The sequence below is a fragment of the Klebsiella sp. WP3-W18-ESBL-02 genome, from assembly GCF_014168815.1.
Lineage (GTDB): Bacteria > Pseudomonadota > Gammaproteobacteria > Enterobacterales > Enterobacteriaceae > Kluyvera > Kluyvera ascorbata_B.
In genome coordinates this window covers 4,859,934-4,879,824 of sequence record NZ_AP021972.1, presented here as the reverse complement: position 1 = coordinate 4,879,824, position 19,891 = coordinate 4,859,934, and the positions used below count along the sequence as shown (strand labels likewise).

18 protein-coding genes are annotated in these 19,891 nt (G+C 56.7%); 14 read left to right on the top strand and 4 right to left on the bottom strand.

Annotation, left to right across the window (positions count from 1 at the left end):
• The first annotated feature begins 40 nt into the window (after positions 1 to 40).
• Positions 41 to 2,302 (top strand): 5-methyltetrahydropteroyltriglutamate--homocysteine S-methyltransferase, encoded by a 2,262-nt coding sequence (gene metE, locus H7R56_RS23370; protein WP_106929932.1) that lies wholly within the window; start codon positions 41 to 43, stop codon positions 2,300 to 2,302.
• A gap of 42 nt (positions 2,303 to 2,344) precedes the next feature.
• On the opposite strand, the gene H7R56_RS23365 is transcribed toward metE, so the two are convergent.
• Positions 2,345 to 3,157: a dienelactone hydrolase family protein gene (locus H7R56_RS23365; protein WP_106929888.1), complete on the bottom strand. Its 813-nt coding sequence runs from the start codon at positions 3,155 to 3,157 to the stop codon at positions 2,345 to 2,347.
• A 238-nt stretch (positions 3,158 to 3,395) separates the two neighbouring features.
• Here H7R56_RS23365 and udp point away from each other — a divergent pair, with 238 nt between their 5' ends.
• The 9 genes from udp to tatD all read left to right on the top strand — a co-directional run bounded on the left by udp (position 3,396) and on the right by tatD (position 11,280).
• Complete coding sequence (gene udp / locus H7R56_RS23360; protein WP_106929890.1) at positions 3,396 to 4,157, top strand: uridine phosphorylase; 762 nt, start codon at positions 3,396 to 3,398, stop codon at positions 4,155 to 4,157.
• A gap of 187 nt (positions 4,158 to 4,344) precedes the next feature.
• Positions 4,345 to 5,709, top strand: a complete 1,365-nt coding sequence (rmuC, locus tag H7R56_RS23355; protein WP_413782715.1) for a DNA recombination protein RmuC — start codon at positions 4,345 to 4,347, stop codon at positions 5,707 to 5,709.
• A 100-nt stretch (positions 5,710 to 5,809) separates the two neighbouring features.
• The gene (ubiE, locus tag H7R56_RS23350; RefSeq protein ID WP_106929894.1) at positions 5,810 to 6,565 is read left to right on the top strand and encodes a bifunctional demethylmenaquinone methyltransferase/2-methoxy-6-polyprenyl-1,4-benzoquinol methylase UbiE; all 756 of its coding nucleotides are present in this window, start codon (positions 5,810 to 5,812) and stop codon (positions 6,563 to 6,565) included.
• A 15-nt stretch (positions 6,566 to 6,580) separates the two neighbouring features.
• Entirely contained in the window at positions 6,581 to 7,186 is a 606-nt protein-coding gene (gene ubiJ / locus H7R56_RS23345; RefSeq protein WP_106929896.1) for a ubiquinone biosynthesis protein UbiJ, read from the top strand.
• The gene (ubiB, locus tag H7R56_RS23340; RefSeq protein WP_106929898.1) at positions 7,183 to 8,823 is read left to right on the top strand and encodes a ubiquinone biosynthesis regulatory protein kinase UbiB; all 1,641 of its coding nucleotides are present in this window, start codon (positions 7,183 to 7,185) and stop codon (positions 8,821 to 8,823) included. The genes ubiJ and ubiB overlap by 4 nt, the downstream gene beginning before the upstream one ends.
• A gap of 76 nt (positions 8,824 to 8,899) precedes the next feature.
• Positions 8,900 to 9,154, top strand: a complete 255-nt coding sequence (gene tatA / locus H7R56_RS23335) for a Sec-independent protein translocase subunit TatA (protein ID WP_106929900.1) — start codon at positions 8,900 to 8,902, stop codon at positions 9,152 to 9,154.
• A 3-nt stretch (positions 9,155 to 9,157) separates the two neighbouring features.
• The gene (tatB, locus tag H7R56_RS23330; RefSeq protein ID WP_106929902.1) at positions 9,158 to 9,688 is read left to right on the top strand and encodes a Sec-independent protein translocase protein TatB; all 531 of its coding nucleotides are present in this window, start codon (positions 9,158 to 9,160) and stop codon (positions 9,686 to 9,688) included.
• 2 nt (positions 9,689 to 9,690) lie between these two features.
• Entirely contained in the window at positions 9,691 to 10,455 is a 765-nt protein-coding gene (tatC, locus tag H7R56_RS23325) for a Sec-independent protein translocase subunit TatC (protein WP_106929904.1), read from the top strand.
• 30 nt (positions 10,456 to 10,485) lie between these two features.
• The gene (gene tatD, locus H7R56_RS23320; RefSeq protein WP_181358038.1) at positions 10,486 to 11,280 is read left to right on the top strand and encodes a 3'-5' ssDNA/RNA exonuclease TatD; all 795 of its coding nucleotides are present in this window, start codon (positions 10,486 to 10,488) and stop codon (positions 11,278 to 11,280) included.
• Between the two features lies 1 nt (position 11,281).
• Here the strand turns inward: tatD and rfaH are convergent, their stop codons facing one another.
• Positions 11,282 to 11,770 carry a transcription/translation regulatory transformer protein RfaH gene (rfaH, locus tag H7R56_RS23315; RefSeq protein WP_106929908.1) on the bottom strand — a complete coding sequence of 163 codons (489 nt, stop codon included), beginning with the start codon at positions 11,768 to 11,770 and terminating at the stop codon, positions 11,282 to 11,284.
• A gap of 162 nt (positions 11,771 to 11,932) precedes the next feature.
• Here rfaH and ubiD point away from each other — a divergent pair, with 162 nt between their 5' ends.
• Complete coding sequence (ubiD, locus tag H7R56_RS23310) at positions 11,933 to 13,411, top strand: 4-hydroxy-3-polyprenylbenzoate decarboxylase (RefSeq protein ID WP_106929910.1); 1,479 nt, start codon at positions 11,933 to 11,935, stop codon at positions 13,409 to 13,411.
• A gap of 85 nt (positions 13,412 to 13,496) precedes the next feature.
• The gene (gene fre / locus H7R56_RS23305; protein ID WP_106929912.1) at positions 13,497 to 14,198 is read left to right on the top strand and encodes an NAD(P)H-flavin reductase; all 702 of its coding nucleotides are present in this window, start codon (positions 13,497 to 13,499) and stop codon (positions 14,196 to 14,198) included.
• Between the two features lie 177 nt (positions 14,199 to 14,375).
• On the opposite strand, the gene fadA is transcribed toward fre, so the two are convergent.
• Together fadA and fadB are read right to left on the bottom strand one after the other, a co-directional pair.
• Positions 14,376 to 15,539: an acetyl-CoA C-acyltransferase FadA gene (gene fadA / locus H7R56_RS23300; RefSeq protein WP_106929914.1), complete on the bottom strand. Its 1,164-nt coding sequence runs from the start codon at positions 15,537 to 15,539 to the stop codon at positions 14,376 to 14,378.
• Positions 15,540 to 15,548: 9 nt separating this feature from the next.
• On the bottom strand, positions 15,549 to 17,738 hold the full coding sequence (fadB, locus tag H7R56_RS23295) for a fatty acid oxidation complex subunit alpha FadB (RefSeq protein ID WP_106929916.1): 2,190 nt from the start codon (positions 17,736 to 17,738) through the stop codon (positions 15,549 to 15,551).
• Positions 17,739 to 17,929: 191 nt separating this feature from the next.
• Between fadB and pepQ the strand changes: the two genes are divergently transcribed.
• Positions 17,930 to 19,261: a Xaa-Pro dipeptidase gene (pepQ, locus tag H7R56_RS23290; RefSeq protein WP_106929920.1), complete on the top strand. Its 1,332-nt coding sequence runs from the start codon at positions 17,930 to 17,932 to the stop codon at positions 19,259 to 19,261.
• Positions 19,261 to 19,875: an IMPACT family protein gene (locus H7R56_RS23285; RefSeq protein WP_182928433.1), complete on the top strand. Its 615-nt coding sequence runs from the start codon at positions 19,261 to 19,263 to the stop codon at positions 19,873 to 19,875. The genes pepQ and H7R56_RS23285 overlap by 1 nt, the downstream gene beginning before the upstream one ends.
• Positions 19,876 to 19,891 lie beyond the last annotated feature (16 nt).

The window sequence follows — 19,891 nt, the reverse complement described above, 5'->3', positions numbered from 1 at the left end:
CTGGATGGCTAAATACTGAAAATTCCATGAGAGGCATATGATGACTATTCAAAACCACACCCTCGGTTTTCCTCGCGTTGGCCTGCATCGCGAGCTGAAAAAAGCGCAAGAGAGCTACTGGGCGGGGAACGCCTCCCGTGAAGATCTGCTGACCGTGGGCCGCGAACTGCGGGCCCGTCACTGGGAGCAGCAAAAACAGGCGGGCGTTGACCTGCTGCCGGTCGGCGATTTTGCCTGGTACGATCACGTACTGACGACCAGCCTGCTGCTGGGCAATGTCCCGGCTCGCCACCAGAACAAAGACGGCTCCGTTGATATTGATACGCTCTTCCGCATTGGGCGCGGCCGCGCGCCAACCGGCGAGCCTGCTGCGGCGGCCGAAATGACCAAATGGTTTAACACCAACTACCACTACATGGTGCCGGAATTCACCAAAGGCCAGCAGTTCAAGCTGACCTGGACTCAACTGCTGGATGAAGTGGACGAAGCGCTGGCGCTCGGCCACAAGGTGAAGCCTGTGCTGCTGGGGCCGATAACCTACCTGTGGCTGGGCAAAGTAAAGGGCGAGCCATTCAACCGCCTGAGCCTGCTGAATGACATTCTGCCGGTTTACCAGCAGGTGCTGGCCGAGCTGGCAAAACGCGGTATTGAGTGGGTGCAAATCGATGAACCAGCGCTGGTGCTGGAGCTGCCGCAGGCGTGGCTGAATGCCTTCAAACCGGCATACGATGCGCTTGCCGGGCAGCTGAAGCTACTGTTGACGACCTACTTTGAAGGCGTCACGCCGAACCTGGACACCATCGCCGCGCTGCCGGTTCAGGGGCTGCACGTCGACCTTGTCCACGGCAACGATGATGTGGGCGAACTGCATCAACGCCTGCCTGCAGACTGGCTGCTCTCCGCTGGCCTGATCAATGGTCGTAACGTCTGGCGCGCCGATCTCAGCGAAAAATACGCGCAAATTAAAGATATCGTCGGCAAGCGAGCGCTGTGGGTTGCCTCTTCTTGCTCGCTGTTGCATAGCCCCATCGATCTGAGTGTGGAAACCCGACTGGATGCTGAAGTGAAGAGCTGGTTTGCCTTCGCCCTGCAAAAATGTGGCGAACTGGCACTGCTGCGTGATGCGCTGAACAGCGGTGACACGACGGGTATTGTTGAGTGGAGCGCGCCGATTCAGGCTCGTCGTCACTCGACCCGCGTGCATAACCCGGCGGTTGAAAAACGGCTGGCGGCAATTACCGCACAGGATAGCCAGCGAACCAGTGCGTACCCGACCCGTGCGGCCGCGCAGCGTGAGCGCTTTAATTTACCCGCGTGGCCGACCACCACAATTGGTTCGTTCCCGCAAACGACCGAGATACGCGGCCTGCGTCTGGACTTTAAAAAGGGCAATCTCGATGCAAACCGCTATCGCACCGGAATTGCTGAACACATTAAGCAGGCGATTATTGAACAAGAGCGTCTGGGCCTCGACGTACTGGTGCACGGCGAAGCCGAGCGTAATGACATGGTGGAGTACTTTGGGGAGCACCTGGACGGCTTCGTCTTCACCCAGAATGGCTGGGTGCAGAGCTATGGCTCCCGCTGCGTGAAGCCGCCAGTGGTGATTGGCGACGTAAGCCGCCCGGAACCGATAACCGTGGAGTGGGCGAAGTACGCGCAGACGCTGACCGACAAACCGGTAAAAGGGATGTTGACTGGCCCAGTGACCATTCTTTGCTGGTCGTTCCCACGCGAAGATGTGACCCGCGAAACCATCGCCAAACAAATTGCGCTGGCGCTGCGCGACGAAGTGGCAGATCTCGAGGCGGCGGGGATTGGTATTATCCAGATTGATGAACCGGCGCTGCGTGAAGGGCTGCCGCTGCGTCGCAGTGATTGGGCTGCCTATCTGGCGTGGGGCGTGGAGGCCTTCCGTATCAACGCCGCAGTGGCGAAGGATGAAACCCAGATCCACACCCATATGTGTTACTGCGAGTTCAACGACATTATGGATTCCATTGCCGCGCTTGATGCTGATGTGATTACTATCGAAACCTCGCGTTCCGACATGGAGCTGCTGGAGTCGTTTGAGGCGTTCGATTATCCAAACGAGATCGGGCCGGGTGTCTACGATATTCACTCGCCGAACGTCCCGAGCGTGGAGTGGATTGAAGCGCTGTTGAAGAAAGCGGCGCAGCGTATTCCGGCGGAGCGCTTGTGGGTAAACCCGGACTGCGGCCTGAAGACGCGCGGCTGGCCGGAAACGCGAGCGGCGTTGGCAAATATGGTGAAGGCGGCGCAGAATTTGCGTCAGGGATAAAAAAACGGAGGCGGTTGCCTCCGTTTTCTTTTTACTGAAATGTTAGCCTTTCTTGCCGTTGTACTGTGCGAACCACGCCAGCATGCGCTGCCAGCCATCTTTCGCCGACTCCTCGTGATAGCTCGGGCGGTAGTCAGCGTTGAAGGCATGGCCCGCATCTGGATAAACCACGATTTCCGCTTTGGCGTTTGCTGCCCGCAGCGCCTGACGCATGGTTTCCACCGAATCGAGTGAAATACCGGTATCTTCACCGCCGTACAGACCTAGCACCGGCGCATTGAGATCGACGGCGATATCGACCGGATGTTTAGGGCTATTCAGCGTTTTGTCTCCCGTCAGACGACCGTACCAGGCGACGGCCGCTTTCAGCTGCGGGTTGTGCGCGGCGTACAGCCACGTAATGCGCCCGCCCCAGCAGAAGCCGGTGATCGCCAGGCGGTTGGCATCGCCGCCGTTGCGGGCCGCCCAGCTGGCGACGTGGTCGAGATCGGCCAGCACCTGCGCATCGGGAACTTTGGTCACCAGGCCGCTGAACAGCGAGGGGATGTCATCATAATCATTCGGATCGCCCTCGCGGAAATAGAGCTCCGGGGCGATGGCCAGATACCCTTCCAGCGCCAGCCGGCGGCAGATATCGCGGATGTGTTCATGGACGCCAAAAATCTCCTGCACTACGATGATTACCGGTAGCGGCGCATCGCTGTGCTTTGGCCGCGCGTGATAGGCTGGCAGCATATCGCCCTGTGACGGAATAGAGGTTTCACCCGCCGTAATGGCCTCTCCGGGCGTATGAACGGTTGTTGAGGCATGAGGTGAAGCAGCAGGGGCAAATCCAGGTTGTTTGTTGGTTGTCATGGCATTCTCCGTACCCTTTTAAATAAACGCATAGCCAAATAACAGTGCCTCAATGCGACGTATTTTTGTGCAGCAGGAATTAACAATAACTTGTTAATGTGATGTAAATCACTAATTAAGTGGAATTGAATGTAATAATTTTAGTTCTTAGTGATGGTAGTCACGAAAAAGAGTCATGGTCTTCTATAAAGTACATTTTTGCTTCTTCTGACAAAACTGAACCACAGAGGAGTTCTTTATGTCCAAGTCTGATGTTTTTCATCTCGGCCTCACTAAAAACGACCTACAAGGGGCGACGTTAGCTATCGTCCCCGGTGACCCGGAGCGTGTGGAAAAGATCGCCGCGCTGATGGAAAAGCCGGTCAAACTGGCATCGCATCGTGAATTTACCTCCTGGCGTGCTGAACTCGACGGCAAGCCGGTTATCGTGTGCTCAACCGGTATCGGTGGCCCATCAACCTCTATCGCCGTAGAAGAGCTGGCACAGCTCGGTATTCGTACCTTCCTGCGTGTCGGTACAACGGGCGCTATCCAGCCAAATATCAACGTCGGTGACGTTCTGGTCACCACCGCATCGGTCCGTCTGGACGGTGCAAGCCTGCACTTTGCGCCGATGGAATACCCGGCGGTTGCCGATTTCGCCTGTACTACCGCGCTGGTTGAAGCCGCAAAAGCCGTTGGCGTGACCACCCACGTGGGCGTAACGGCGTCTTCTGATACCTTCTATCCTGGCCAGGAGCGCTATGACACCTTCTCTGGCCGCGTAGTAAGAAACTTCAAAGGCTCCATGGAAGAGTGGCAGTCAATGGGCGTGATGAACTACGAAATGGAATCCGCTACGCTGCTGACCATGTGTTCAAGCCAGGGTCTGCGTGCCGGGATGGTGGCGGGCGTTATCGTCAACCGCACCCAGCAGGAAATTCCGAATGCAGAGACCATGAAGCAGACCGAAAGCCACGCGGTGAAAATCGTGGTGGAAGCGGCGCGCCGTCTGCTGTAATTCTGGTTTTCCCCCGACAAAAGGCCGACTCGTTCGGCCTTTTTCTTTTTGCGTGGACGCTCGCAGGAAACTGCTTTAAAACTGGACGTTTATACAGCACAATTCTATTTTTTGCAGATAACCGGTTTAGGCAGGGGGCATTGTGGATATTGCCGTGGTGATTTATGCGCTGGTAGCGCTTGCGGGCATGGTGATTGGCTGGCTGGCGGCGAGCTATCGCGTGGCGCAGCAGCGGGCAGAACGGCTGGCGGAAGAGCGTGATATTTACGGCGAACTGAGCGCGGCGAAACAGCAGATAGCCCAGAATGCCCACTGGCGCGAAGAGTGCGAGCTGCTGAATAACGAGCTACGCAACCTGCGGGAAATCAACTCGTCGCTAGAGGTCGACCTGCGCGAGGTGACCACGCTGCTGGAAACCACCCGCCAGCACGGCGATGAAAAATATCGCCTGATGCTTAACAGCGAGCAGCGACTGAGCGAGCAGTTTGAAAACCTTGCCAACCGTATCTTCGAGCAAAGCAACCGCCGCGTGGATGAACAGAACCGGCAGAGTCTGCACGGCCTGCTCACGCCGCTGCGCGAGCAGCTCGATGGTTTTCGCCGTCAGGTGCAGGAAAGCTTCGGCCAGGAGGCGCGCGAGCGTCATACCCTGGCGCATGAAATTCGCAATCTTCAGCAGTTGAACGCGCAGATGGCGCAGGAAGCGGTCAATCTGACGCGGGCGCTGAAAGGCGACAATAAAACCCAGGGCAACTGGGGTGAGGTGGTGCTGACCCGCGTGCTGGAGGCCTCTGGCCTGCGCGAAGGGCACGAATACGAAACCCAGGTGAGTATCGCGACCGATAGTCATTCACGCATGCAGCCGGACGTGATCGTCCGCCTGCCGCACCGTAAAGACGTGGTGGTGGATGCCAAAATGACTCTGGTGGCCTACGAGCGCTACTTTAACGCCGACGATGACTACACCCGCGAAGCGGCGCTGCAGGAGCATATCGCGGCGGTACGTAATCATATCCGCCTGCTGGGGCGTAAAGACTATCAGCAACTGCCGGGTCTGCGTTCGCTGGACTATGTGCTGATGTTTATCCCCGTTGAGCCGGCGTTTCTGTTGGCCCTGGATCGCCAGCCCGAACTTATCAGCGAGGCGCTGAAAAATAACATTATGCTGGTTAGCCCCACCACGCTGCTGGTGGCGCTGCGTACGATTGCCAACCTGTGGCGCTATGAACATCAGAGCCGCAATGCGCAACATATTGCTGAACGCGCCAGCCGCTTATATGACAAAATGCGGCTCTTCGTGGATGACATGTCGGCTATTGGCCAGAGTCTCGATAAAGCGCAGGATAACTACCGCCAGGCGATGAAAAAACTCACTACCGGGCGCGGCAATCTGCTCACGCAGGCGGAAGCCTTCCGCCATCTTGGCGTTGAGGTGAAGCGCGAGATTAATCCGGATTTGGTCGAGCAGGCTACGGCGCAGGACGATGATTTTCGTCTGCGCGACGACACGGACTCCAATGATGACAATTCGTTAGCCGCAGAACGCCGCTAACCCGGCCGCGCAGCGGATTTCGTAACGGGGTGGAATCGTAGGGCAATTGCGCCCAATCTGTTACACTCCATGAACATTTTCTTGATAAGCAGGCATAGAGATGGTTGAGGATTCACAAGAAACGACGCACTTTGGCTTTCAGACAATCGCCAAATCTCAGAAAGAAGACATGGTGGCGCATGTATTCCATTCTGTCGCCGCAAAATACGATGTCATGAATGACCTGATGTCATTCGGTATTCATCGTCTATGGAAGCGTTTTACCATTGATTGCAGCGGCGTGCGCCGTGGACAGACGGTCCTCGATCTGGCGGGCGGTACCGGCGACCTGACGGCAAAATTCTCGCGTATGGTCGGTGAAACCGGCCGCGTTGTGCTGGCGGATATTAACGACTCCATGCTGAAAATGGGGCGCGAAAAGCTGCGTAACATCGGCGTGGTGGGCAACGTGGAATATGTTCAGGCGAACGCAGAAGCGCTGCCGTTCCCGGATAACACCTTCGATCTGATCACTATCTCCTTCGGCCTGCGCAACGTCACCGACAAAGACAAAGCGCTGCGCTCTATGTACCGCGTGCTGAAACCGGGTGGACGCCTGCTGGTGCTCGAGTTCTCCAAACCGGTTTTCGACCCGCTGAGTAAGGCCTACGATGCCTATTCGTTCCACATTCTGCCGCGTATCGGTGAAGCGGTGGCCAATGACGCAGACAGCTATCGCTATCTGGCGGAGTCTATTCGTATGCATCCGGATCAGGACACTCTGAAAGCGATGATGCAGAACGCCGGGCTGGAAAACGTTGACTACTACAACCTGACGGCAGGGATTGTCGCGCTGCACCGCGGCTATAAATTCTGATAAGTGGGGGGCCGTATGCCTTTAAAACCCTTAATGACCGGCAGCATCGAGACCGCTATTAACGCGCTGCTGTGGCGCGAAAAAGCGTTAAAGCCTGCCCGTCAGCGCCTTATCGGGAAAGTACTGCGCATTGAGCTCAAAGAATTTTCCTCGCCGCTGGTGCTGGTCTTCAGCGAGCGTCAGGTCGACGTGCTGGGCGCGTGGGAAGGCGAGGCTGATTGCACCGTCATCACCCGCCTCAGCGTGTTACCACAGCTGCGCAATCGCCAGCAGTTGACCGCGCTTATCCGCAATAACGATTTGGAAGTGCAGGGCGATCTCCAGGTGGTACAAAACCTGGTATCGCTGGCCGATCTTGCCGAGTTTGACCCGGCCGAGCTGCTTGCGCCCTATACCGGCGATATCGCCGCCGAGGGCGTCAGCAAACTGCTGCGCGGCGGGGCGAAGTGCTTACAGCACGGTCTGGCGCGTCAGCAGCGCTATGTGGCTGAAACGCTGACCGAAGAGTGGCGTCTGGCGCCGGGTGCCCTGGAAGTTGCCTGGTTTGCGGAAGAGACGGCGGCGGTCGAGCGTGAGCTTGCGGCGCTGACCAAACGGTTGGAAAAACTGGAGGGGAAATGACGCCAGGAGAATTACGGCGCCTGTACTTTATCATCCGCACCTTTTTGAGCTACGGGCTTGATGAGCTCATACCTAAAATGCGCATCACGCTGCCGCTGCGTATGGGGCGTCGGCTGCTGTTCTGGATGCCGAACCGCCACAAGGATAAGCCGCTGGGCGAGCGTCTGCGCCTGGCGCTACAGGAGCTTGGCCCGGTATGGATTAAATTCGGGCAAATGCTCTCTACCCGCCGCGACCTTTTCCCTCCTCAGATTGCCGATCAGCTCATCATGCTGCAGGACCGCGTGGCGCCGTTTGACGGAAAGCTGGCAAAACAGCAGATTGAAAGATCCATGGGCGATATTCCCGTGGAAAGCTGGTTTGACGATTTTGATATTGAGCCGCTGGCCTCTGCCTCCATTGCCCAGGTGCATACCGCGCGTTTAAAAGAAAACGGCAAAGAGGTGGTGATTAAGGTTATCCGCCCGGATATCCTGCCGGTGATTAAAGCGGACATGAAGCTGATTTACCGCCTGGCGCGCTGGGTTCCCCGCCTGCTGCCGGACGGCCGTCGCCTGCGCCCGTTAGAAGTGGTGCGCGACTATGAAAAAACGCTGATCGACGAGCTGAACCTGCTGCGTGAAGCGGCAAACGCCATCCAGCTAAGGCGTAACTTTGAAAACAGCCCGATGCTGTACGTGCCGGAAGTGTATTCAGATTATTGTCGTGTCGACATGCTGGTGATGGAGCGTATCTACGGCATCCCGGTGTCGGATATCGAAACGCTTGAGAAGCAGAATACCAACATGAAGCTGCTTGCCGAGCGCGGCGTGCAGGTGTTTTTCACCCAGGTATTCCGCGACAGCTTCTTCCATGCCGACATGCATCCAGGCAATATTTTTGTCAGCTATGAACATCCGGAAGACCCGCAGTATATTGGCATCGATTGCGGCATCGTTGGTTCATTGAATAAAGACGACAAACGCTATCTGGCTGAAAACTTTATCGCTTTCTTTAATCGCGACTACCGTAAAGTGGCCGAGCTGCACGTTGATTCCGGCTGGGTACCGCCGGACACGAACGTTGAGGAGTTCGAGTTTGCCATTCGTACCGTCTGCGAACCCATCTTTGAAAAGCCGCTGGCAGAAATCTCTTTTGGTCACGTGTTGCTGAACCTGTTTAACACCGCGCGGCGCTTCAACATGGAAGTACAGCCACAGCTTGTGTTACTGCAAAAGACATTACTTTACGTAGAAGGGGTAGGACGTCAGCTCTATCCTCAGTTAGATTTATGGAAGACGGCAAAACCGTTCCTTGAGTCGTGGATTAAAGATCAGGTCGGTATTCCGGCACTGTTCCGCGCGCTGAAGGATAAAGCGCCGTTCTGGATCGAAAAAATGCCGGAGCTGCCTGAACTGGTGTACGACAGCCTGCGTCAGAGCAAGCAGGTACAGGTGAGCCTGGAGAAGCTTTCTCAGGAAATGGCGACGCACCGTACCCGTCAGGGGCAGTCGCGCTATCTCTTTGGTATAGGCGCGGTTTTACTCCTGAGCGGTACAGTATTACTGATTCAACGCCCGGAATGGGGGCTGACACCCGCGTGGCTTATGGCTGGAGGGCTGGTGGTATGGCTCGCAGGGTGGCGGAAGACGCGCTGAATTATGCGTCGCTAACAGGGCGCTGCATAACGTATAATGCGCGCTGATTATTTCATCATCTATCAGAGGAACTTGTATGGGTGGTATTAGTATTTGGCAGTTGCTGATTATCGTCGTTATCGTGGTTCTGCTTTTCGGGACTAAAAAGCTGAGCTCGCTGGGATCTGACTTAGGTGCGTCCATCAAAGGCTTTAAGAAAGCGATGAGTGATGAAGACGATAGCAAGCCTAAAGCAGACCAGGATGCAGATTTCACTGCAAAATCAATTACTGATAAGCAGGAAAGTGCGAAGAAAGACGAAGCGAAACGCCACGACAACGAGCAGGTGTAATGCGTGTTTGATATTGGTTTCAGTGAACTGCTGCTGGTGTTCGTGATTGGCCTGATTGTTTTAGGGCCAAAACGTTTACCGGTGGCGGTGAAAACGGTGGTGGGCTGGATTCGGGCGCTGCGCTCGCTGGCGACCACCGTGCAAAACGAACTGACGCAGGAGCTTAAACTCCAGGAGTTTCAGGACAGCCTGAAAAAAGTGGAGAAAGCGAGTCTGGATAGCCTGACGCCTGAGCTGAAGGCTTCCATGGACGAACTGCGTGAAGCGGCAGAGTCGATGAAGCGGTCTTACTCGATTAACGACCCTGAAAAGGCGAGTGACGAGGCCAATACCATTCATAACCCAGTGGCAAAGGATAAGACTGCCGAGCCTCCGCAGGCCGCTGAGCCTCAGCCGGCGTCCACTGAGGGCGCGACGGCGAAGCCTGTCGACGCACCGGCCGAGGAAGCCGAGCGGGTTAAACCGGCAGAGAAAGAGCACATTTCTGCGGCCGCTGCGCCTGAATCCACCCCCGCATCGAGTGATAAATCGTAAACATGAGCGTAGAAGATACCCAACCGCTGATCGCTCATTTGATTGAGCTGCGCAAGCGCCTGCTCAACTGCATTATTGCGGTCATCGTCATTTTTCTGGCGTTGGTTTACTTCGCCAATGATATCTATCAGCTGGTTTCCGCACCGCTGATCAAACAAATGCCGGTCGGCGCGACGATGATCGCCACCGACGTCGCATCGCCGTTCTTCACCCCGATCAAGCTGACCTTTATGGTTTCGCTGATCCTTTCTGCGCCGGTGATTTTGTACCAGGTCTGGGCGTTCGTGGCGCCAGCGTTGTACAAACATGAGCGCCGTCTGGTGGTGCCGCTGCTGATTTCCAGCACCCTGCTGTTTTACATCGGCATGGCGTTTGCGTACTTTGTGGTGTTTCCGCTGGCCTTTGGCTTCCTGACGCACACGGCGCCGGAGGGCGTGCTCGTCTCCACCGACATTAAGAGCTACCTCGACTTCGTCATGTCGCTGTTCATTGCCTTCGGCGTGTCGTTTGAGGTGCCGGTCGCTATCGTACTGCTCTGCTGGGTTGGCGTGACCACGCCGGATGACCTGCGTAAGAAGCGCCCGTACGTGCTGGTCGGCGCGTTCGTGGTCGGTATGCTGTTGACGCCGCCGGACGTATTCTCGCAGACGCTGCTGGCTATCCCGATGTACTGTCTGTTTGAAGTGGGCGTGTTCTTCTCCCGCTTCTACGCCGGGAAGCGGCTCACGCGTGATGAAGACGCGGAAGCGGAACACACTGAAGAATAATCACCAACCGCCCGCCAGGGCGGTTGTCGTATGGGAGCCATGATGTTTGATATCGGGGTCAATCTGACCAGTTCACAGTTCGCCCGCGATCGCGATGAGGTCGTCGCCCGAGCGCTCGCGGCCGGCGTGCATGGCATGCTGCTGACCGGCACCAACCGTCACGAGAGCGAAGAGGCGCAGCGGCTGGCAGAACGCTTTACGGGCTGTTGGTCAACCGCAGGCGTGCATCCGCATGATAGCAGCAGCTGGTCGCCGGCGGTGGCAGAGGTTATTTATGCGCTGCTGAACAAGCCTGAAGTCGTGGCGGTGGGGGAGTGTGGTCTGGACTTTAACCGCAACTTCTCAACGCCTGCGGAGCAGGAAGTCGCCTTTAGCGCCCAGCTAGCGATAGCCGCCGAACTGGGAATGCCGGTTTTTTTGCACTGTCGTGACGCCCATGAACGTTTTCTGACGCTGCTGGAACCGTGGCTCGACCATCTGCCGGGTGCGGTGCTGCACTGCTTCACCGGCACGCGCGAGGAAGCACAGGCCTGCCTGGATCGCGGGCTGCTGATCGGTATTACCGGTTGGGTTTGCGACGAGCGCCGCGGGCTGGCGCTGCGCGAGCTGTTGCCGATGATTCCGGCCGATCGCCTGCTGCTGGAGACCGATGCGCCGTACCTGCTGCCGCGTGACATGGCACCGAAACCGGCTTCACGCCGTAACGAGCCTGCGTTTGTCACCCATATTCTGGCACGCGTGGCCGAGTGGCGTGCAGAAGAGGCACAATGGCTGGAAGCCGTCACGGACAACAACGCCAGAAGGCTGTTTAATATCGATTTTTAGTTCAGGCTTTACGGAAGTCGGTATTTTTGACGCTTTGCTTAACCTGTTTATTCAGCAGGTTAAGCAACAGCATTGAGCGTGCTTCGCCGTCGGGCTCGGCAAAAATAGCCTTCAGCCCTTCGAACGCGCCTTCGGTAATCACCACGCAATCGCCGGGATAAGGCGTTTCCGGGTCAGTGATATCTTCAGGCTGGTAGATAGAAAGCTGGTGGATCACCGACGATGGTACCGTGGCCGGGCGCGCGCCAAAACGGACAAAATGGCTAACGCCGCGGGTGGCGTTAATCGTGGTGGTGTGGATGACTTCCGGGTCAAACTCCACGAACAGATAGTTCGGGAACAGCGGCTCACTGACTGACGTGCGCTTACCGCGCACCATTTTTTCCAGGGTGATCATCGGCGTCAGGCAGTTGACCGCCTGTCTCTCAAGATGTTCCTGGGCACGCTGAAGTTGCCCGCGTTTGCAGTACAGTAAATACCAGGCTTGCATAATCACTCTTTCCACTTGTTAGCGCGGAAGCATAACAAAAGTGCAGCCAGATCGCGATGTTGATTGTTACAGCTTTAATTCACGCTAATTTAACAAAAATACAGCATCAAAGGACCATTCGCCGTATACTAGGGCGCTTACCAGGAGGCCAATAATTACCCCATGAAATACCATGACCTACGCGACTTTCTGACGTTACTCGAACAGCAGGGCGAACTAAAACGTATTAGCCTCCCGGTTGATCCCCATCTGGAAATGACCGAAATTGCTGACCGCACGCTGCGTGCCGGTGGGCCTGCGCTCCTGTTTGAGAATCCCAAAGGTTATGACATGCCGGTGCTTTGCAACCTGTTCGGCACGCCGCGTCGCGTGGCGATGGGGATGGGGCAGGAAGATGTCAGCGCGCTGCGTGAAGTGGGTAAGCTATTAGCCTTTCTGAAAGAGCCGGAGCCGCCTAAGGGCTTCCGCGATCTCTTTGACAAGCTGCCGCAGTTCAAGCAGGTGCTGAATATGCCAACCAAACGCCTGCGGGGCGCACCTTGTCAGCAAAAAATTATGACCGGCGACGATGTCGATCTCTCGCGCATACCGGTGATGACCTGCTGGCCGGAAGATGCGGCACCGCTGATTACCTGGGGGCTGACGGTTACCCGCGGCCCGCACAAAGAACGGCAGAATCTGGGCATTTATCGCCAGCAGGTGATTGGCAAAAACAAACTGATTATGCGCTGGCTGTCGCATCGCGGCGGCGCGTTAGATTTCCAGGAGTGGTGTGCTGCGCACCCTGGTGAACGTTATCCGGTGTCAGTAGCGTTGGGAGCCGATCCGGCTACGATTCTGGGGGCTGTGACCCCGGTGCCGGATACGCTTTCTGAATATGCGTTTGCCGGGCTGCTGCGCGGCACAAAAACCGAAGTTGTGAAGTGTGTGTCTAACGATCTGGAAGTGCCGGCCAGCGCCGAAATTGTGCTGGAAGGCTACATTGAACCGGGCGAGATGGCACCAGAAGGCCCGTATGGTGATCATACTGGCTACTATAACGAGGTGGACAACTTCCCGGTCTTTACCGTCACCCATATTACTCAGCGCGAAGACGCTATCTACCACTCCACGTATACTGGACGCCCACCGGATGAGCCAGCGGTGCTGGGCGTAGCGCTGAACGAAGTTTTTGTTCCGATTCTGCAAAAACAGTTCCCGGAGATTGTCGATTTCTACCTGCCGCCGGAAGGGTGTTCTTATCGCCTTGCCGTTGTCACCATGAAAAAACAGTATGCGGGGCACGCAAAACGCGTAATGATGGGCGTATGGTCGTTTTTACGCCAGTTTATGTACACAAAATTCGTGATTGTCTGCGATGATGACGTTAACGCACGCGACTGGAACGATGTGATATGGGCGATCACTACCCGCATGGATCCCGCGCGGGATACGGTGCTGGTAGAGAACACGCCGATCGATTATCTGGACTTCGCCTCGCCGGTTTCCGGCCTGGGGTCGAAAATGGGGCTGGACGCCACCAACAAATGGCCTGGGGAAACCCAGCGCGAATGGGGCCGTCCAATCAAGAAAGATCCCGCCGTTACGGCGCGTATTGATGAGATCTGGGACGAGCTGGCCATTTTTCCCGACAATAAATGATAACCCACCCCGGAAGGCTTATGCCGTGGCCCTCGTGGCGACAGCGTGAGTGAGGATGGGGAAGAAGACCCGACAGAGGGAGCGCATGACAACCTTAAGCTGTAAAGTGACCTCGGTGGATGCCATTACTGATACGGTATACCGCGTTCGTTTAGTACCCGAAGCTGCCTTCTCATTTCGTGCCGGGCAGTATCTGATGGTGGTGATGGATGAGCGCGACAAGCGTCCGTTCTCTATGGCCTCTACGCCGGATGAACAGGCGTTTATCGAGCTGCACATCGGCGCTTCTGAGCTGAACCTGTACGCCATGGCCGTTATGGACCGCATTCTGAAAGACCGCGAAGTGGTGGTGGATATTCCGCACGGCGAAGCCTGGCTGCGTGAGGAAGATGATCGCCCGCTGGTGCTGATTGCCGGCGGTACCGGCTTCTCCTACGTGCGTTCTATTCTGCTGACCGCGCTGGCGCGTAATCCGAATCGCGACGTCGCTATCTATTGGGGTGGCCGTGAAGAGAAGCATCTCTACGACCTGTCCGAGCTGGAGGCGCTGTCGGTTAATCATCCGAACCTGCGCGTGGTGCCGGTGGTGGAGCAGCCGGAAGATGAGTGGCGCGGGCGTTCTGGTACCGTGCTCACGGCGGTGCTTCAGGATTATGGCACGCTGGCCGAACACGATATCTATATTGCCGGGCGTTTTGAAATGGCGAAAATCGCCCGTGACCTGTTCTGCAACGAGCGTCAGGCGCGTGAAGATCGTCTGTTTGGCGATGCGTTTGCCTTTATCTGATAGGCAATAAAAAACCCGCCCCTGACAGGCGGGAAGAACGGCAACTAAACTTTGTTGTTGGTTATTGTCGGCCGGGCAAGCGAAGCGCCCCCGGCAAAGACGCCGGATGGTGACGCGGGCGCGTTCTATCCGGCCTACAGTATGGTTCGCCCCGGCCTTGTTCGCCGGGGCGTTCTTTTATACGCGCTCGATAACCGTCGCGATCCCCTGACCTAAGCCAATGCACATCGTCGCCAGACCAAACTGCACGTCTTTGCGCTCCATCAGATTAAGCAGCGTGGTGCTGATACGCGTACCGGAACAGCCTAACGGGTGACCCAGTGCGATCGCGCCGCCGTTGAGGTTGATCTTCTCGTCGATCTGCTCCATCAGCCCCAGATCCTTAATACACGGTAGGATCTGCGCGGCAAACGCTTCGTTCATCTCAAACAAACCGATATCGCTGGTGCTCAGGCCCGCTTTTTTCAGCGCCAGCTTCGACGCCGGAACCGGACCATAGCCCATGATAGACGGGTCGCAGCCAACGACCGCCATTGAGCGAATACGCGCACGCGGCGTTAACCCCAGTTCGCGGGCGCGGCTTTCGCTCATCACCAGCATGGCGGATGCGCCGTCGGAGAGCGCGGATGACGAACCCGCGGTGACCGTGCCGGTGACCGGGTCAAATGCCGGTTTCAGTGTCGCGAGCGCTTCAACGGTCGTTTCCGGACGGATCACTTCATCGTAGTTAAACTGCTTCAGCACGCCGTCTGCGTCGTGACCGCCGGTGGGAATGATTTCATTCTTAAAGGCGCCGGACTGTGTGGCGGCCCAGGCGCGCGCGTGGGAGCGTGCGGCGAAGGCATCCTGCATTTCACGGCTGATGCCGTGCATGCGTGAGAGCATCTCAGCGGTCAGGCCCATCATCCCCGCCGCTTTCGCCACGTTGCGGCTCATGCCCGGATGGAAATCAACGCCGTGGCTCATCGGCACGTGGCCCATATGTTCTACGCCGCCCACCAGGCAGACCTGCGCATCGCCGGTCATAATCATGCGCGCAGCGTCGTGTAGCGCCTGCATCGAAGAACCACACAGACGGTTCACGGTGACAGCCGGAACCGAATGCGGGATTTCTGCCAGCAGCGACGCGTTGCGGGCAATGTTGAAGCCCTGCTCCAGCGTCTGCTGTACGCAGCCCCAGTAAATGTCGTCGAGAGCCGCCGCTTCCAGCGCCGGGTTGCGCGCCAGCAGGCTGCGCATCAGATGCGCGGAGAGATCCTCGGCGCGCACTTTGCGGAATGCGCCCCCTTTGGAACGGCCCATCGGGGTACGAATTGCATCAACAATAACAACCTGTTCCATCGTGACTCCTTAAGCCGTTTTCAGCTCACCAGCCGGGCGGGCTGGCTCTACCGGGGGATAATACGCTTCGTTATGGCGCGCTTTATCGCGCAAGCCTGCCGGAACTTCATACAGCGGCCCAAGATGCTGATACTGCTGCGCCATATCGAGATACTTCGCGCTGCCGAGCGTATCCAGCCAGCGGAATGCGCCGCCGTGGAACGGAGGGAAGCCCAGGCCATAGACCAGCGCCATATCCGCTTCTGCCGGACTGGCGATAATGCCTTCTTCCAGACAACGCACCACTTCGTTGACCATCGGGATCATCATACGGGCGATAATCTCTTCATCGCTGAAGTCGCGCTTCGGCTGGCTGACATCGGCCAGCAGGCTGTCTACTGCGGCATCTTCTTCTTTCTTTGGTTTACCCTTGCTGTCGGCTTTATAGCGCCAGAAACCAAGACCGTTTTTCTGACCAAAACGGCTGGCTTCAAACAGAGCGTCGATGGCGTCACGGTAATCTTTCTGCATCCGCTGCGGGAAACCGGCGGCCATTACCGCTTGTGCATGGTGCGCGGTATCAATCCCGACCACATCGAGCAGATAGGCCGGCCCCATTGGCCAGCCGAACTGTTTCTCCATGACCTTATCCACTTTGCGGAAGTCGGCGCCATCGCGCAGCAGCTGGCTGAAGCCGGCAAAGTACGGGAACAGTACGCGGTTGACGAAGAACCCCGGGCAGTCGTTAACCACGATCGGCGTTTTGCCCATTTTGCTGGCCCAGGCGACTACTTTCGCAATGGTGCTGTCGGCGGTTTTCTTGCCGCGAATGATCTCGACCAGCGGCATACGGTGCACCGGGTTAAAGAAGTGCATACCGCAGAAGTTTTCCGGGCGCTCCAGCGCGTCGGCCAGCTCGCTGATAGGAATGGTCGAGGTGTTCGATGCCAGCACGGTGTCCGGGCGCACCTTCTGCTCGGTTTCCGCGAGCACCGCTTTTTTTACCTTCGGGTTTTCCACCACGGCTTCGACAACGACATCAACGCGATCGAAACCGGCGTAGTCCAGCGTGGGCTGAATAGTGGCGATGACGCCAGCCAGCTTCAGGCCGTCAATTTTGCCGCGTTCGAGCTGTTTGTTGAGCAGCTTGCTGGCTTCTGTCATGCCGAGAGTCAGCGATTTTTCGCTGATATCCTTCATGATCACCGGCACGCCCTTCCAGGCGGACTGGTAAGCGATCCCGCCACCCATGATGCCTGCGCCAATCACGGCGGCATGTTTCGGCGGTTCGGTGTTTTTGGTCAGTTTCTTCGCCTGACCTTTGACGAATTGGTCGTTGAGGAAAATACCGACCAGCGCACGGGCTTCATTAGAATGGGCCAGTGGAACAAAACTTTTGTTTTCAAGATTCAGCGCTTCTTCGCGGCCAAAGCGTGCTGCCGCTTCAATGGTTTTCACCGCGGTGATTGGCGCCGGATAGTGTTTACCCGCCGTTTGCATCACCATGCCCTTGGCGATGGTAAAGCTCATGGTGGCTTCAATCTTGCTGAGCTTTAGCGGCTCAAGCTTCGGCTGACGCTTCGCTTTCCAGTCCAGGTCGCCGTTGATAGCCTGACGCAGTACTGCCAGCGCGCCATCGAACAGTTTTTCGGGTTTAACGACGCCGTCAACCAGGCCAATTTTCAGCGCCTGTTCTGCGCTGACGTCTTTACCGGCGGCAATGATTTCCAGCGCGCTATCGGCGCCCAGTAGGCGCGGCAGACGAACGGAGCCGCCGAAGCCAGGCATAATACCGAGCTTGGTTTCCGGCAGACCGATGCGCAGATCCGGGGTCGCCAGGCGGTAGTCGGTGGCCAGCACGCATTCGCAGCCGCCGCCCAGCGCATAGCCGTTGACGGCGGAAATCGTCGGTACCGGCAGGTCTTCCAGACGGTTAAATACGCTGTTCGCGAAATGCAGCCACTGGCTGAACTGTTCTTCAGGTACCAGGAACAGCGAAAGGAATTCGGTGATATCCGCGCCGACAATAAAGGCCGCCTTCTCGGAGCGCAGCAGCAGCCCCTTCAGCTCTTTTTGTTTTTCGAGGACGTCGAGCGCCTTGCCGAGGCTGGCTACGGTTGCGGTATCGAGTTTGTTCACTGAACCAGGGGCATCGAACACCAGTTCGGCAATGCCATCTTCTAGCCAGTTGAGGTACAGGGTGTCGCCTTTGTAGAGCATGTCAGTCTCCTGAATCCAGCAATATGATCTGGTCATACCAGATAAACTCGAGTGTGTATTTTGTGTTAAATAAATGCAAATAAGACTTTAAATATTTGCTGGTCGGATCACGTCCGGGGGAAATCACGCAGGGTGGGTGAGGTGTGCTACTATGCGGAGACTAAAGGGCAATAAATTCAGAAGGGTAAATAATGGAATCACTGGCCGCACTCTATAAAAATCATATTGTTACCTTACAAGAGCGGGCGCGTAACGCACTTGAGCGTTTTAAGCTTGATGCGCTGCTTATCCACTCTGGCGAGCTGATGAATGTTTTTCTGGATGACCACCCGTACCCGTTTAAAGTCAACCCGCAGTTCAAAGCATGGGTACCGGTGACCCAGGTGCCAAACTGCTGGCTGCTGGTGGATGGGGTGAATAAACCCAAGCTGTGGTTTTACCTGCCGGTAGACTACTGGCACAACGTAGAGCCGCTGCCAACGTCGTTCTGGACGGAAGACGTTGAGGTGATCGCGCTGCCGAAAGCGGATGGCATTGGCAGCCAGCTGCCGGCGGCCCGCGGCAATATCGGCTATATCGGTCCGGTTCCGGAGCGTGCGCTGGGGCTCGGCATTGCGGCAAACAACATCAACCCGAAAGGGGTGATTGATTACCTGCACTACTATCGCGCCTATAAAACCGATTACGAGCTGGCGTGCATGCGTGAAGCGCAGAAGATGGCGGTTAACGGCCACCGTGCGGCGGAAGAGGCATTCCGTTCAGGCATGAGCGAGTTTGATATCAATCTGGCGTATCTGACGGCGACGGGCCATCGCGATACCGATGTTCCATACAGCAACATTGTGGCGCTGAATGAACATGCTTCCGTACTGCACTACACCAAGCTGGATCACCGCGCGCCGTCAGAAATACGCAGCTTCCTGCTGGATGCGGGGGCGGAGTACAACGGTTATGCGGCCGACCTGACCCGCACCTGGTCGGCACACAGCGATAACGACTATGCGCATCTGGTAAAAGATGTGAATGCCGAGCAGCTGGCGCTGATTGCGACCATGAAGGCCGGCACCAGCTATGTTGATTATCACATTCAGTTCCATCAGCGGATTGCCAAACTGCTGCGTAAGCACCAGATCGTCACTGATATGAGCGAAGAAGCGATGGTTGAGAACGATCTGACCGGGCCGTTTATGCCGCACGGTATTGGTCACCCTCTGGGCCTGCAGGTGCACGACGTCGCCGGCTTTATGCAGGATGATAGCGGGACGCATCTGGCTGCACCGTCTAAATACCCGTACCTGCGCTGTACTCGCGTACTGCAGCCGGGCATGGTCTTGACCATCGAGCCGGGCTTCTACTTTATTGAGTCCCTGCTGGCGCCGTGGCGCGAAGGCCAGTACAGCAAACATTTCAACTGGAAGAAAATTGAAGCGTTGAAGCCGTTCGGCGGTATTCGTATTGAAGATAACGTGGTGATCCACGAGAACAATATCGAAAACATGACGCGCGATCTGAAACTGGCGTAATGGAAAGCTGGCGAATACCGGCCGAGCCGGCCACCTTCGTTGAAGAGATCAAAAAGAGTCGTTTTATCACGCTGTTGGCACATACCGACGGCGTGGAAGCGGCCAAAGCATTTGTTGAGTCGATTCGCGCCGAGCACCCTGATGCCCGCCACCACTGCGTGGCGTGGGTCGCGGGCGGGCCGGACGATTCGCAGCAGCTAGGTTTCTCTGATGATGGTGAACCCGCTGGCACGGCCGGTAAGCCGATGCTGGCGCAGCTGATGGGCAGCGGCGTTGGCGAAATTACCGCCGTGGTGGTGCGCTACTACGGCGGTATCCTTTTAGGCACCGGAGGGTTGGTGAAGGCCTACGGTGGCGGAGTTCAGCAGGCGCTTAATCTACTGACTACGCAGATCAAAACGCCGCTAACCGAATATACTCTGTTATGCGAATACGGGCAGTTGGCGGGCGTTGAGGCGCTGGTTGGGCAGTATGCCGGCCAGATCGTGGACAGCAACTATCAGGCGTCCGTCATGCTCCGTGTGGCGCTTCCGCAGGCAAAAGTGCCTGATTTTTCCGCAAAGCTGGCGGATTTTAGTCGTGGTTCATTGCATTTGTTAGCGATTGACGAATAATCCCCCTCCTGACTTT